Below are 12,990 nucleotides of genomic sequence, written 5' to 3'. Positions count from 1 at the left end.
ATAGGAGGCTGTGCCGCTCGGGTGAGCTGGCCGAACACAGCAAAACCCGAAGCTGCCAAAGGGCGGTGCGGTAGATGGGGCGGGTGCGGGGTGAAGGTCAGCGTTCTTACCCGGGGAGATCTGCCGGGAACGCCAGCAACGCTGGTAACCTGCGTCGGGAGACGCAGCTGAACCGGCAGAAGTCAGCAAAGGCCATAGTACCGGCAGGGGGACGCCCCAACCGGGAAGGGCCGAACGTCAGGAAAGGGGTGAACCCGTTGCGTTCGAGCAGCCCGCGACAAACGCAGAAGACCCCGAACGGGACCTGCTCGCCGGAGGTAGCGGTGAAGCCGCAAGGGACGGCGAGAGGGCGGAGTGGGCAGCCGGCACAAGACGGAACGTCACCCCGCGGGGAGCACAGCAACCTGATGGAGCAGGTGGTGGCCAGGGAGAACATGCTGGCCGCCCTGAAACGGGTGGAGCGGAACGGAGGCGCTCCCGGCGTGGACGGTGTCCCCACCGAACGGCTGCGGGACCAGATTCGCGTGGAGTGGAGCCGCATCCGTGAGGAACTGCTCCAGGGGACCTACAGACCGCAGCCAGTCCGCCGGGTCGAAATCCCGAAACCGGGCGGCGGCAAGCGGATGCTGGGGATTCCCACCGTGATGGACCGCCTGATCCAACAGGCACTCCTGCAAGTACTGACGCCGATCTTTGACCCGACATTCTCCGAATCCAGCTACGGCTTTCGGCCGGGGCGGCGGGGTCATGATGCGGTCAGGAAGGCACGTCAGTACGTGGAGGAAGGGTACGACTGGGTCGTGGACATGGACCTGGAGAAGTTCTTCGACCGGGTCAACCACGACGTGCTGATGGCCCGCGTGGCGCGGCGGGTAACGGATAAGCGTGTGCTGCGGCTGATCCGGCGGTACTTACAGGCCGGGGTCATGCTGAACGGGGTAGTCGTGGCGACGGAGGAAGGGACGCCGCAGGGCGGTCCGCTGAGTCCGCTGCTGGCGAACATCCTGCTGGATGACCTCGACAAGGAGCTGGAGCGCCGTGGCCACCACTTTGTCCGGTACGCCGATGACTGCAACATCTACGTCCGCAGCAAACGGGCGGGAGAACGGGTCTACAGGAGCGTGCGCCACTTCCTGCAGGAGCGGTTACGGCTTGAAGGTCAACGAGGAGAAGAGCGCAGTGGACCGGCCGTGGAAGCGGCAGTTCCTCGGGTTTAGCTTCTACAAGCACCGGGGAGTGCGCATCCGGCTGGCCCCGAAGAGCCTGAAACGCGTGAAGGACAAGCTCCGCACGCTGACGGACCGCAACCGCAGCCAGAGCATGGAGGACCGAATCCGGTGCCTGAATGCCTACTTGCGGGGCTGGGTTGGGTACTATGCGCTCTCCGATGCCAGGTCAGCCTTTGAAAGACTCGAAGGATGGCTGAAGCGTCGGCTGCGAGCATGCGTATGGAGGCAGTGGAAGCGTGTACGCACGCGCTTTCGGGAGTTACGCGCCCTCGGTTTGCCCGAATGGGTAGTCTACCAACTCGCCAACAGCCGCAAAGGCCCGTGGCGGATGGCAGGTGGCCCACTAAACAGCGCCCTGGGCGACGCCTACTGGCGTGCCCAGGGGCTGATAAGCCTGACCGAATGCTATGAAGCGACTCGTCAATCCTGGCGAACCGCCGGATGCGGACCCGCATGTCCGGTGGTGTGAGAGGACGGGGGCTAGCCGCCCCCTCCTACTCGATCTTCGGGAGCTGGGGCGGCGGCCTGTCGCTCAGGTATCCTGCCGGAGGAAGCGCTTGATCAGGGCGATCTGGCCGTAGTGCGAGGCGATGTGGAAGGGCAGGAGCTGCAGGAAGAAGGTGAGGGGCTGCGGACGGCCCCCGGGCCGGAAGGGGAAGGTGCGCTCCAGGTCGGCCGGGGTCAACGCCTCCAGCGCGCCGAGCACCTCGGCCCGGGCCCGCTCCAGCTTGCCGATCAGCGACTCCGCGGTCTCGCCGGGGTCGGCGGCCGGGATTGGCGCACCGGGCGCCGGCGTGTAGCGGTCGAGCAGCACCGCCCGGCGCAGGTCCTCGGCAGCCCGCCGTCCTAAGACCTGCTCCGCCACGACCACCTCGGTCGCCGCGACGTGCAGCACCAGGGTGGCGATGCTGTTGGCGAGGCCCGGGGGAACGAACGCCAGCTGCTCGGGGGTGAGGTCGCGGATAGCCCCCTGGATGGTGCGGAGCCCGAAGGCCAGCTGCTCGGAACAGGCGCGCGCTTCAGCGATCATGGTTCCGCCTCCTTGGGTTCGTGGGTGCTGAGTCTCTATTCGGGAGCCGGCGTCAGAATCCTCCGGCGCCCGGCGGCGCCCGGCGGCCCCTGGCGGCATCAGCCCGCGGGCCGCTGGAGATACTGACTCACGGACGGGCGCGGCAGCGGCCACGGCGGCGCGCCCGGAGTCGGCATGCCAAGGAGGGAGGAACGTGGATCTCATTCCGTGGAATCCCCTGCGGGAGCTGGAGCGGATACGCACGCCGCTGGAGCGGTTCTTCGCCGACCCCTTCCTCGGTCCGACGATGCCCTTCAGCGGCGGCATGGGCGCCTTCCCGGTGGAGGTGGCGGAGCAGGGAGACGACATCGTGGTGCGGTGCGAACTGGCCGGGATCGATCCCCAGGACGTGGACGTGCGGATCACCGACCAGGGGGTGACCATCCGGGGCGAACGCAAGGCCGAAGAGGTGGACCGGCAGCGGGGCACGTACCGGTCGGAGCGGTTCTACGGCGCCTTCAGCCGCACCGTCTCCTTTCCCGTCCCGGTGGACAGCGAGCGGGCCCAGGCGACGTTCCGGCACGGCCTGCTGGAGGTGCGTGCCCCCAAGCGAAATCCCGACGCCGGGCCGGACGGAAGGCGGCTCAACATCACGCCGCTGCAGTGAGACATGGGGCTGGGACCAGCCCCAATCTCTTATGCCCCTCATGGGCTCCCGAACCCGCTGCCGCTGAGCCGGCGTCAGACCATAACGAGGAGACGCCCGGGCCGGGCGCACCGACACGCCCGGGCGCGGGCCTGCGCGACCGGGGGGGCAGCGGCAGGATGGAGCGGACACGGGGGCGGCAAACGCTGGGGTACATGATGGTCTTCGGGGCGGCGTCACTGTGGGGGACCCTGGGGGTCGTAAGCCGGAACCTGTACGTCGGCGGCCTCTCGGCACAGGCCGTCGTCACCCTGCGGGCGTCGATGGCCGCCGCCCTCCTCCTGGCGGCCCTGACGGTGCTCCGCCCGGCCACCCTCCGGGTCCGGCTGCGCGACATCCCGCTGTTTGCGGCCTACGGGCTGGTCAGCGTCGCCGCTTTCTACCTGCTGTACTTCCTCACCATCCAGCACCTGTCGGTGGCCGCCGCGGCGGTGCTCATGTACACGGCCCCCGCCTTCGTGGCGGTGGCTGCCGCCCTTACCCTGGGCGAACCGTTGACCCAGGGCAAGTTGCTGGCCCTGACGCTGACGATGGCCGGCTGTGCCCTCGTCGCCCGGGCCTATGAGCCGTCGGTCTTCCGGGGACAGCTCATCGGCGTGCTCACCGGCCTCGGGTCCGGGTTCACCTACGGCATGTACTCCATCTTCGGCAAGCACGCCCTGAAGCGGTACAACCCGTGGACGGTGCAGGCGTACTCACTGCTGTTCGGCGCCGCGCCGCTGGTTCTCTTCTTCGGGCGCGAGGCCGTCCGGTCGCTGGCCCGTTCGCCGGAGGCGCTGCCCTGGCTCGCCTACCTGGCGCTGGTGACCACGCTCGGGGCGTACGGGCTCTACCTGAGCGGGCTGCAAGTGGTGGAGGCGAGCCACGCCGCCCTCCTCTCCACGGTGGAGCCGGTGGTGGCGGCGCTGCTCGGGTTCTGGATCCTGGAGGAGTCGCTTCGGTTGCCCCAGGTGATCGGGATCCTGTTGGTCCTGGGCAGCGCGGTGATCCTCAACGCACAGCGGGGGGAGCCTGCCGGGGCGGCGAGTCGGCAGGCGGGCGTGCCTCCGGCGGGAGTCGGTACGGAATGTGCTCGCCGCACCCCAGGGGGCGCCCCGTGAGCGCCGGGATGACGGTGCCGTGGCAGACGACGATCACGTGGCCGTCGTCTTCATCATACCGGCTGAGCACGGCCAGGACCCGGCGGCGCACCTGTGAGAGCGGTTCCCAGCCCAGACGCTGCCCCTCCGGCCAGTCCCCGCCGCACTGGGACATCTCAGCGGCGGCGGCAGTGGCGACTGCGCTGGAATCGTAGGTCTGGGTGAGGTCCGGCAGCCATTCGTACAGGTCGAACTCGACCGCGAGCGGGAGGTCCGGGGCCCGGCTGAGAATGGCCGCCGTCTGCAGCGACCGGGTCATCGGGGAGGAGAGAATCAGCCGGGCCCGGGTGTCGCGCAGGCGCACGGCCGCGGCCGAAGAGGGTCATCCTGCTGTGCTTTGGCCGCCGCGCGCCTGGCCTGCTGCCGTCCGGCCAGGCCGCACCCCGTACGCCGGAAGAAGTGCGTCAACGGAAAGGCTTGCCTCAGGGTAGGAGACATGCCACAATGTGACGGTGGGGATTTTTCCTGGAGGAGTGAACAGTTGCTGTGTTTACCTGGTGGCAATGGCTTCTCATCATATTGGCAGCGCTCGGCTTAGGCTTTCTGATCCTATGGCAGACGCCCTGGTTCAAGGTCCGCAAGTATGCGATTGACGTCAAGCGGATCTACGACAAGCACAAGCTCCAGGAGAAAGCCGAGCAGGCGCAGGCCCTCGGCCAGAACCCCAACGTGAACCCGGTGCTCCTGCGCAAGCCGCTGCGGGACATCATCTCCACCTATGAGGCCATCATCGCGGACATGAACAAGCTGAAGGTCCCGCCGAAGGCGCAGAAGCTGCATGAGATGTCCCTCACCGCCGCCAAGGAGTCGCTGGCCATGTACCAGATGGCCGCGGTCGGCGGCTTCCGGCAGAAGGCGATCCTGAGCCGGCAGAAGAAGGTGATGCAGCTTCAGGAGCAGATCGAGGCGGAGATGGAGAAGCTGTACGGCAAGCCCAAGCAGCCCAGGAAGTAGAGAGCCTGACGGGCGGCGCCTCCGGCTGGGAAGGCGCCGCCGCAGTGTCACCGGCGGCTTCCGGGGCTCCGAGGCGGAGGTGAGAGCTTGGCCCGGATTCGCCTGCTCGACGAGCGGACGGCCAACCAGATCGCCGCGGGCGAGGTGGTGGAGCGGCCGGCCAGCGTGGTGAAGGAGCTGGTGGAGAACGCCCTGGACGCCCAGGCGAAGCGCATCGTGGTGGAGGTCAGCGGCGGTGGGCGGGAACTGGTGCGGGTGACGGACGACGGCATCGGCATGGTGCCCGAGGACGCCCGGCTGGCCCTGCAGCGGCATGCGACCTCCAAGATCCGCACCGCGGAGGACCTCAACGCCATCACCACCCTGGGGTTCCGCGGGGAGGCCCTGCCCTCCATCGCCGCGGTCTCCCAGTTCGAGCTGATCACCCGTCCCCACGACCAGCTGGCCGGCTACCGCATCCTGGCGGAAGGCGGCCAGATCGTCGCCGAAGGGGAGCACGGTTGCCCCGCCGGCACCCGGGTGACGGTGCGGGACCTGTTCTTTAACGTACCGGCGCGGCTGAAGTACCTGAAGACCAACGCGACGGAGCTGGCCCAGATCGGCGACATCCTGACCCGCCTGGCCCTGGCGAACCCCGAGGTGGCCTTCCGGTTCCAGAGCGGTCAGGCCCAGGTGTTCGCCACGCCGGGAACCGGCGACCTGACGGCCGCCGTTGCGGCACTGCTGGGCCGGGAGATGGCAAAGGAGCTGCTCCCGGTCGACTACCGCAACGATGCCGCCCGGGTGCACGGGTTCGTGGGCCGGCCTACCATCGCCCGGGCCGGGCGCAGCCATCAGTACTTCTTCGTCAACCGGCGGGCCGTGCGGACCATCGCCGCCCGGTATGCCCTGGAGGAGGCATATGCCCACCTCCTGCCCAACGGGCGCTACCCTGTCTGCATCCTCTTCATTGAGGTGGAGCCCCACGAGGTCGATGTAAACGTGCATCCCACCAAGGCCGAGGTCCGGTTCCAGCGGGACCGGGAGGTGCGGGCGGCCGTCTACCAGGCGGCCCGGCACGCCCTCGGCGCCGCCCTGCTGATTCCGGGCACCGAGGTCACGGCCGACGGGGAGGTCCGGGTGCCGGACCGGGCGGAGGAGAAAGCGGCCCTGCAGCGGGGATGGGTTCCGCCTGGTGCCGGGCGGCCCGGCGAAGGGGGCGGGAGGGCCGCACCGCCGCCGTGGCGGGTATCGGCCGGCGGCCCGGGCGGGCAGACTACCGCCCGGGAGCCGGTGCAGGCCTACCTGCCCGCCGGCGGCCTGCAGGCGGCCCTGGCGCAGCGCGCGGCGGAGGAGGCCGCCGCCGCGGTGCCGGCAGTCGACCTGGCCGAGGCGACCCTCGTGCCCCGTTCCGCCGAGCCTGGCGAGCTGATCCGGGCGCTCCGGCCGCTGGGCCAGGTTCACCGCTCCTACATCGCCTGCGACGGGCCGGAGGGGCTCTACCTCATCGACCAGCATGCGGCCCACGAGCGCATCTTCTTCGAGCGGTTGTATGCGGCCGCGCAGGAGCAGGCCACTGCGGTGCAGCGGCTCCTCTTTCCGCTCACGCTGGACCTCACGCCCGCGCAGATGGCCATCTGGCAGGAGAACGCCGCCATCTTCGCCGAGAGCGGCTTCGAGGCGGAGCCCTTCGGCGGCAACACGCTGCTGATCCACGGGGTCCCCGCCGGCCTGGGGACGGATCACGTGGCCCGGCTGGTGTGCGACTTCCTGGACCGGCTGCAGGAGGACCAGGTGGCCCCCGGCACGCCGGTCACGGACCGGCGCCGGCGCGTCCTGGCCGCGATGGCGGCCTGCAAGGCGGCGATCAAGGCGCGGGACCCGCTGCAGCCCGAGGACATCGCCGCGCTGCTCAGCGACCTGGCGGCCTGCGCGTCGCCCGAGACCTGTCCCCACGGGCGGCCGACCGTCATCTGCGTGTCCATATCCGAGCTGGAGAAGAGGTTCAAGCGGTGAAGCTGCCACTCGTGGTGCTGGTGGGCCCCACCGCAGTGGGCAAGACCGCCCTGTCCGTGGCGGTGGCCCAGGCGGTGGGGGCGGAGATCATATCCGGCGACTCGATGCAGGTCTACCGGGGCATGGACATCGGCACCGCCAAGATCCGCCCGGAGGAGATGGGCGGGGTGCCGCACCACCTCATCGACATCAAGGATCCCGACGAGGAGTTCTCGGTGGCCGAGTTCCAGGCCCGGGTGGACGCGCTGATCCCGCAGATCTGCGCCCGGGGCCGGCTGCCCATGCTGGTGGGCGGCACCGGCCTTTACGTGCGCGCAGTCGTGGAGAAGTATACCTTCACGCCGATGGAGGCCGACCACGAGTTACGGGCGCGGCTCAGGCAGGAGGAGGAGCGGCACGGGCCCGGGTACCTGCACGCCCGGCTCCGGGAGGTGGATCCGGCCTCCGCCGCACGGCTCCACCCCAACGACCTCCTCCGCATCGTGCGGGCGCTGGAGGTCTACGAGCAGACCGGCGTGCCCATTTCCGCCACGCAGACCGCGGCTTTCTCAGAGCCCCGGTACGACGACCTGATGATCGGGCTCACCATGGATCGGGCGCAGCTCTACGCCCGCATCGACGAGCGGGTGGACGCCATGCTGGCCGCCGGCTGGCTGGACGAGGTGCGGGGCTTGCTGGTCCGGTACCCGCCCCACGTGCGGGCGATGCAGGCCCTGGGGTACCGGGAGCTGGTGCTCTACCTGCGCGGGCTGCTGACGTGGGAAGAGGCGGTGGCACTGATCAAGCGGAACACCCGCCGCTTCGCCAAGCGGCAGTTTACCTGGTTCCGGAAGGAGCGGCGGCTCACCTGGCTGGATCTCACCGGGCCGGAGGCCCGCAACCGGGCGACGGAGGAGATCGTCAGACTGATCAGGGAGAAATGGCCCTGTAGAGAGAGGAAGGGGCGGATCGAGTGACCAAGGCGTCAGCCAGCCTGCAGGACGGGTTCCTCAACCTGCTGCGCAGGGAGAACATCCCGGCCACCATCTATCTGGTGAACGGATACCAGCTGAAAGGGTACATTCGGGGATTCGACAACTTCACCGTGGCGGTGGAGGTCGACGGGAGGGTGCAGCTCGTCTACAAGCACGCCCTGTCGACGATCACGCCAGCCCGGCCGCTGCCGGTCTCCGTTTCGCAGATCATGCGGGCCGGGGAGGGGCAGGAAGTGGAAGGCGAGGAGTAGCAAACGGGGACCGCTGGGCGGGCGGTCCCCTCTGCTTTTCGGTTCGCTCCGGTGCGGCCGGGTGCATCAGGGGCCCCCTTACGGCCCGACCCCGGCCATGGCGGCGACGGCGCTCTCCAGGTCCGCGCGGGTGATCGCCATGAGCTCCGCGCGGCTCGCGTCGCTGCGGTCGACCAGCCGCAGCGCCTGGCGGCGGATGGCCCGCTCCACCAGGTTGCGCACGGCCCGGGCGTTGCCGTTCTCGCCGGCGGTCAGCCAGGGGTTGCCGTACAGGATCTGTCGCAGGGCGGCCTTCCCGTCGGGCGTCAGTCGGTAGTCCCGTTGCTCCAGCATCTGCTCGGCGATGGCGATCAGCTCCTCGGCCGTGTAGTCGGGAAAGTGGAGCGTCAGCGCGATGCGGGACCGCAGGCCCGGGTTCTGCCGGAGAAACCACGCCATTTCGTCGGGGTAGCCGGCGAAGATCACCACCAGCTCGCCCCGGTGCTCCTCCATGGCCCGCACCAGGTGGTCGATGGCTTCCTTGCCGAAGTCCTTCTCGCCGCCGCGGGCCAGGGCGTAGGCCTCATCGACCAGCAACAGCCCGCCCAGCGCCCGCCGCACGACGTCCCGGGTCCGCTGGGCGGTGTGTCCGATGTATTCGCCCACCAGGTCGGCGCGCTCCACCTCGACGGTGTGCCCCTTGGGGAGCACGCCCATCTCCTTGAAGAGCCGGCCCAGGAGCCGGGCCACCGTGGTCTTGCCCGTGCCCGGGTTGCCGGTGAAGATCATGTGGAGGCTGCCGGGCTCGCTGGCCAGCCCCGCCTTCGCCCGCCGGAGCTGGATGGCGATGTAGGCCTGTAGCTCCCGGACCAGCGCCTTCACCTGCCCGAGCCCGACCATCCGCTCCAGCTCGGCGATCACCGCCTGCACGCGCCGGTCCGGGTCCTGCTCCGTCTCCGCCGGTCTGGGCTGCGCCCGGGGTGCGGTCCGGCGCCGGCGCAGCTCGATCGCCATCTGCAGGGCGTCCGCGGGGGTGATGCGGCCCTCCCGGAGCCAGTGGCTGATCTCCTCCATCCGCTCAGGCTGTCGCACCCTGGCCATCGCATTCCCCCTCCAGGCATGCTTACGCAGGAGCGCCGGCGGGCAGGATGATCCCACCGACAGCCAAAAACTGGGCGCTGCCGAGGGGGCAGGGGAGGGGCCCGAGGTGTTACATCGGCAGGCAAGTGTGATATACTAGGCAACAGGGGAGCCGCCACTCCGTTCGCAGAGCGGAGTGGCTCCGTATGCGCGCAAGACCCGGCCTGTGCCGCCGGTTCACAGACTCCATCCGAAAGGTCGTGATGTCATGGTACGTGCACGTCCGCCATCCGAGATCGAACACATGCGGTCGCGGATCGCCAGCCGACTGCGCGTGCTGGAGGAACTGCTGAATACGCAGATGGAGGAGTACTTCTCCAGTCCGGGCAGCGAAGGGCTCGCGTACAGCGTCCGGCCGCACCTGCGCCGCTACGTGGAGGTGGCCGGCCAGCTCCTGGAGCGGATGGGCGGGCCGGACGGCGATCCTGTGGACGACGTCGTGTTCATGGACGTGCCCGTCACGCTGGTGGATGAGACTGACGGCACCGAGGAGGTCTATACCGTGGTCCTCCCGGAAGAGGGCGACCCGGCGAAGGGGCACATCTCCTGTCTGTCGCCGCTGGGGCTGGCGCTTCTGCTGAAGCGGGTGAACGACCGGGTGGTCATCGATGCCCCCGGCGGCCGGTTCACCTATCGGATTGCGGCCGTGGGCAGCCTCGCGGCAAGCGAATGAGGAGCGGCGGGGGTTCCCCGCCTATTTTTCATGGTTATTTGCCGCCCGGTGAACTTTCCGGGGTTGAGCGGCGTCAGACCGGCGGGTGATGCCGATGAACGGAAACCCTTTGATTGATGTGCAGGGTGTGCGGAAGGGCTTCGCCGGCCGGCCGGTACTCACGGAGCTGACCTTCGCCGTCGGCCGGGGCGAGATCGTGGGCTTCATCGGGCCCAACGGCTCGGGCAAGACCACCACGGTCCGCCTGTTGAACGGCGTGCTCGCGCCGGATGCCGGCCACATCGCGGTGGGCGGATTCGACCCGGGGCGCGACGGCGACCGGGTGCGGCGCATGTCCGGCATCCTGACCGAGTCGGCCGGGCTGTACGGCAGCATGACCGGGCGGGAGAACCTGCGGTTTTTCGCGGAGCTGTACGGGGTGGACGAACCCGGACGGGTGGACGAGCTGTTGGCGGCTTTCGGCCTGGCCGACGCCGCCGACCGGAAGGTGGCCGCTTACTCCACGGGCATGAGAAAACGGCTCGGGCTGGCCAAGGCGGTGCTGCACCGGCCGGAGGTGCTGTTCCTGGACGAGCCCACCAACGGCCTTGATCCCGAGGGCATCCGGATGGTCCTGGGTTACATCCGAAGCCTGAATGAGCAGGAGGGCACCACCGTCCTCATCTGTTCCCACCTCTTGCAGCAGCTGGAGCTGGTCTGCCACCGGTACCTGTTCCTCCTGGGCGGGCAGGTGGTGGAGCAGGGCACGCTGGCCGAACTGGAGGCCAGGCATTTCCCCGCGGTGACGCTGGAGGTGGAGACGGACCTCGCCCTGACGGACGGCCGGTACCGCGGGGTGCCCGCCCGGCAGGTGCGGCCGGGCCGCATCGCCTTCACGCTGCCGGGCAGGGAGGACGTGCCCGGATTCCTCCGCATCCTGGCGCAGGACGCGGCGGTCTACAGCGCCGTACCCGTCCGGCGGGATCTGGAGACGCTTTACTTCAAGATCATGGGAGGTGAGGCAGGTGAATAGGCGGGCGGTCCTGGCCGTAGCCCGGAAGGACATCCGGGCGGTGACGGCCAACCTGCAGGTCTGGCTCCCGATGGTGCTGGTGCCGCTGATCCTGGGCGTGGCGGTCCCGCTGGGGATGGTGCTGGCGTTCCGCTACGGTGCGGAGGGCCTGTCGGCTGCCGACGTCCGTACCCTGATCGGTTGGGCGGAGCGGCTGCCCGCCGGGGACCTGGGAGACGCGCTCGCGGGCTTGCCTGACCTCAGCCGGCGGTTGATCTACGTGGGCGCCAACTACCTCCTGGCCCCGTTCTTCCTGATGATCCCCCTGATGGCGGCCTCGGTGATCTCCGCGGACTCCTTCGCCGGCGAGAAGGAGCGGGGGACGCTGGAGACGCTGCTGTTTGCCCCGGTCGACATGGTTTCGCTGTTCACGGGGAAGGTGCTGGCCGCGTTCGCCCCCGCGATGGGGCTCTCCCTGGCCACCCTGCTGCTGTGCGCGGCGGCGGTCAACGCCGCAGCGTGGCCGCTGTTTCACCGCATCATCTTCCCACAGCCCAACTGGATCCCGCTGGTGCTCCTGGTGATCCCTGCGGTGGCACTGCTGGCGATCCTGCTCAACGTGTTCATCAGCGCGCGGGTCGCCACGTTCCAGGCCGCGTACCAGATGGGCGGCCTGGTGGTTCTGCCGATGCTGCTGCTGGTCGCGGGGCAGGCCACCGGGGTGCTGGTCTTCAGCGTACCGGTGGTGCTGGCGGTCGGGCTCGGGCTATGGCTGGTGGACGGGCTCCTGCTCTGGCTGGCGCTGGGCCGGTTGGACCGGCAGCAGCTGTTTGCCGGCCAGGTGCGCTGACCGGCGGGGGCCAGAGCAACGACGGGAGCGGTGAGGCCCTTGCACGAGACGGAGCTGATCCGGCGGGCGCAGCGGGGCGATTCGGCCGCCCTGGCGACGCTGCTGCAGCAGCATTACCTGCCGGTGAAAAAGTACCTGGTAACCATCACCTTCGACCGCGCCCTGGCGGAGGATCTGACCCAGGAGACGATGATCCGGGCCATCGAGCGCGTCGGACAGTTCCAGGGCCGGTCCCGGTTCAGCACCTGGCTGATGAGCATTGCCACGCGGCAGTACCTGGACTGGCTGCGCCGGGAGCGGCGGGAACGGCAGGCGGCAGAACGGGCCGCGGACGAGCGGCCTCCCGCCCAGCCCGGACCCTCTGCTGAGGGGCGGACAGCGCTGGAACTCCTGCAGACGCTGCCGCCTGAGGTGGCACTGCCGGTGGTGCTGAAGCACTACTACGGCTACACGTACGAGGAGATCGCCGAGTGGATGGAGATTCCGGTGGGAACGGTGAAGTCCCGCGTCTTCAACGGGGTGCGGGCCTTGCGAAGGGGGCTGGTGCAGGATGAAGCGTGAGCCGGAGCCCTGGGAGCGGAGCCTGAGGGACGGGCTGGACGCCGTCGCCGGGGCGGTCGATGGGGAGCAGCCGCCGGACCTCGGCGCCCTGATCATGCTGGTGGACGACGTGCAGCGGGCGCAGCGGCTGGCGTTGCGGCGGGACCTGCGGCGGTTTGTGGCCGTCGCGGCGCTGATCCTCTTCGGCTGGCTCTGGGCCTGGCTGCAATTTCCGGCGTACTTCCTGGTGGCGCAGGGGCTGCTGGCTGCGGCCCTGGCCGCCGGCGCGGCGCTGGCGCAGGCCGCGGGGAGGAGGGTCAGCCATGAATGATCCGCGCGCGCTGCCCTGGTGGGCCTGGGTGCTCGTCGGGCTGATTCTGGGCGCCCAGGGGGTCCTGCTGTTCCTGGACGCCCGCCGCCGCGGCGCCAGGGCCTGGTTCTGGGGGCTGATCGGGCTGATTCACTTCCCCATGCCGACCCTGCTCTACTGGCTGCTGGTGGTGCGCCGCGGGCGTCCGCACTAGCCGGCGGCGGCAGCGCCGCGGTCCATCCGCGGGCCA

The 12,990-nt window shown here is 69.5% G+C and carries 15 protein-coding genes and 1 pseudogene; 13 read left to right on the top strand and 3 right to left on the bottom strand.

From position 1 onward, the window contains the following. The first annotated feature begins 407 nt into the window (after positions 1–407). A pseudogene (gene ltrA, locus STH_RS08830) lies at positions 408–1,698 on the top strand (group II intron reverse transcriptase/maturase). 63 nt (positions 1,699–1,761) lie between these two features. Here the strand turns inward: ltrA and STH_RS18780 are convergent. Continuing rightward, positions 1,762–2,259: a DinB family protein gene (locus tag STH_RS18780; RefSeq protein ID WP_011195881.1), complete on the bottom strand. Its 498-nt coding sequence runs from the start codon at positions 2,257–2,259 to the stop codon at positions 1,762–1,764. Positions 2,260–2,452: 193 nt separating this feature from the next. On the opposite strand from STH_RS18780, the gene STH_RS08820 reads away from it, so the two are divergent. Beyond that, positions 2,453–2,905, top strand: a complete 453-nt coding sequence (locus STH_RS08820; RefSeq protein ID WP_011195880.1) for an Hsp20/alpha crystallin family protein — start codon at positions 2,453–2,455, stop codon at positions 2,903–2,905. A gap of 158 nt (positions 2,906–3,063) precedes the next feature. After that, positions 3,064–4,044, top strand: coding sequence for a DMT family transporter (locus STH_RS08815; protein WP_011195879.1), 981 nt, complete (start codon positions 3,064–3,066; stop codon positions 4,042–4,044). On the opposite strand, the gene STH_RS17975 is transcribed toward STH_RS08815, so the two are convergent. Then, entirely contained in the window at positions 3,935–4,387 is a 453-nt protein-coding gene (locus tag STH_RS17975) for a histidine phosphatase family protein (protein WP_011195878.1), read from the bottom strand. The genes STH_RS08815 and STH_RS17975 overlap by 110 nt on opposite strands. A 182-nt stretch (positions 4,388–4,569) precedes the next feature. Between STH_RS17975 and STH_RS08805 the strand changes: the two genes are divergently transcribed. The 4 genes from STH_RS08805 to hfq all read left to right on the top strand — a co-directional run bounded on the left by STH_RS08805 (position 4,570) and on the right by hfq (position 8,257). Continuing rightward, complete coding sequence (locus tag STH_RS08805; protein ID WP_011195877.1) at positions 4,570–5,037, top strand: hypothetical protein; 468 nt, start codon at positions 4,570–4,572, stop codon at positions 5,035–5,037. Positions 5,038–5,124: 87 nt separating this feature from the next. Beyond that, complete coding sequence (mutL, locus tag STH_RS08800; protein ID WP_011195876.1) at positions 5,125–7,032, top strand: DNA mismatch repair endonuclease MutL; 1,908 nt, start codon at positions 5,125–5,127, stop codon at positions 7,030–7,032. After that, positions 7,029–7,988 (top strand): tRNA (adenosine(37)-N6)-dimethylallyltransferase MiaA, encoded by a 960-nt coding sequence (gene miaA, locus STH_RS08795; RefSeq protein WP_011195875.1) that lies wholly within the window; start codon positions 7,029–7,031, stop codon positions 7,986–7,988. Before mutL ends, miaA begins: the two co-directional genes overlap by 4 nt. Beyond that, positions 7,985–8,257: an RNA chaperone Hfq gene (hfq, locus tag STH_RS08790; RefSeq protein WP_011195874.1), complete on the top strand. Its 273-nt coding sequence runs from the start codon at positions 7,985–7,987 to the stop codon at positions 8,255–8,257. The genes miaA and hfq overlap by 4 nt, the downstream gene beginning before the upstream one ends. A gap of 78 nt (positions 8,258–8,335) precedes the next feature. Here hfq and spoVK read toward each other — a convergent pair whose 3' ends face one another. Then, positions 8,336–9,337, bottom strand: coding sequence for a stage V sporulation protein K (gene spoVK, locus STH_RS08785; RefSeq protein ID WP_011195873.1), 1,002 nt, complete (start codon positions 9,335–9,337; stop codon positions 8,336–8,338). Positions 9,338–9,620: 283 nt separating this feature from the next. Here spoVK and STH_RS17200 point away from each other — a divergent pair, with 283 nt between their 5' ends. The 6 genes from STH_RS17200 to STH_RS08755 all read left to right on the top strand — a co-directional run bounded on the left by STH_RS17200 (position 9,621) and on the right by STH_RS08755 (position 12,954). After that, positions 9,621–10,049: a GreA/GreB family elongation factor gene (locus STH_RS17200; protein ID WP_050742194.1), complete on the top strand. Its 429-nt coding sequence runs from the start codon at positions 9,621–9,623 to the stop codon at positions 10,047–10,049. 94 nt (positions 10,050–10,143) lie between these two features. Then, the gene (locus tag STH_RS08775; RefSeq protein WP_011195871.1) at positions 10,144–11,061 is read left to right on the top strand and encodes an ABC transporter ATP-binding protein; all 918 of its coding nucleotides are present in this window, start codon (positions 10,144–10,146) and stop codon (positions 11,059–11,061) included. Continuing rightward, complete coding sequence (locus STH_RS08770; RefSeq protein WP_011195870.1) at positions 11,054–11,890, top strand: ABC transporter permease subunit; 837 nt, start codon at positions 11,054–11,056, stop codon at positions 11,888–11,890. The genes STH_RS08775 and STH_RS08770 overlap by 8 nt, the downstream gene beginning before the upstream one ends. 39 nt (positions 11,891–11,929) lie before the next feature. Next, a complete protein-coding gene (gene sigY, locus STH_RS08765; protein WP_043713832.1) occupies positions 11,930–12,451 on the top strand; it encodes an RNA polymerase sigma factor SigY in 522 nt (173 codons plus the stop codon). Continuing rightward, complete coding sequence (locus STH_RS08760) at positions 12,441–12,761, top strand: YxlC family protein (RefSeq protein WP_011195868.1); 321 nt, start codon at positions 12,441–12,443, stop codon at positions 12,759–12,761. Before sigY ends, STH_RS08760 begins: the two co-directional genes overlap by 11 nt. After that, positions 12,754–12,954: a hypothetical protein gene (locus STH_RS08755; protein ID WP_011195867.1), complete on the top strand. Its 201-nt coding sequence runs from the start codon at positions 12,754–12,756 to the stop codon at positions 12,952–12,954. Before STH_RS08760 ends, STH_RS08755 begins: the two co-directional genes overlap by 8 nt. Positions 12,955–12,990: the final 36 nt, after the last annotated feature.

This window comes from Symbiobacterium thermophilum IAM 14863 (assembly GCF_000009905.1).
Classification (GTDB): Bacteria; Bacillota; Sulfobacillia; order Symbiobacteriales; family Symbiobacteriaceae; genus Symbiobacterium; species Symbiobacterium thermophilum.
This window is presented reverse-complemented; position numbering and strand designations above follow the sequence as displayed.

Coding starts and splice junctions, on each gene's coding strand:
- STH_RS18780 (WP_011195881.1), bottom strand. CDS start 2,259: ATGATCGCTGAAGCGCGCGCCTGTTCCGAGCAGCTGGCCTTCGGGCTC.
- STH_RS08755 (WP_011195867.1), top strand. CDS start 12,754: ATGAATGATCCGCGCGCGCTGCCCTGGTGGGCCTGGGTGCTCGTCGGG.
- STH_RS17200 (WP_050742194.1), top strand. CDS start 9,621: ATGCGGTCGCGGATCGCCAGCCGACTGCGCGTGCTGGAGGAACTGCTG.
- STH_RS08815 (WP_011195879.1), top strand. CDS start 3,064: ATGGAGCGGACACGGGGGCGGCAAACGCTGGGGTACATGATGGTCTTC.
- STH_RS08775 (WP_011195871.1), top strand. CDS start 10,144: ATGAACGGAAACCCTTTGATTGATGTGCAGGGTGTGCGGAAGGGCTTC.
- STH_RS08760 (WP_011195868.1), top strand. CDS start 12,441: ATGAAGCGTGAGCCGGAGCCCTGGGAGCGGAGCCTGAGGGACGGGCTG.
- spoVK (WP_011195873.1), bottom strand. CDS start 9,337: ATGGCCAGGGTGCGACAGCCTGAGCGGATGGAGGAGATCAGCCACTGG.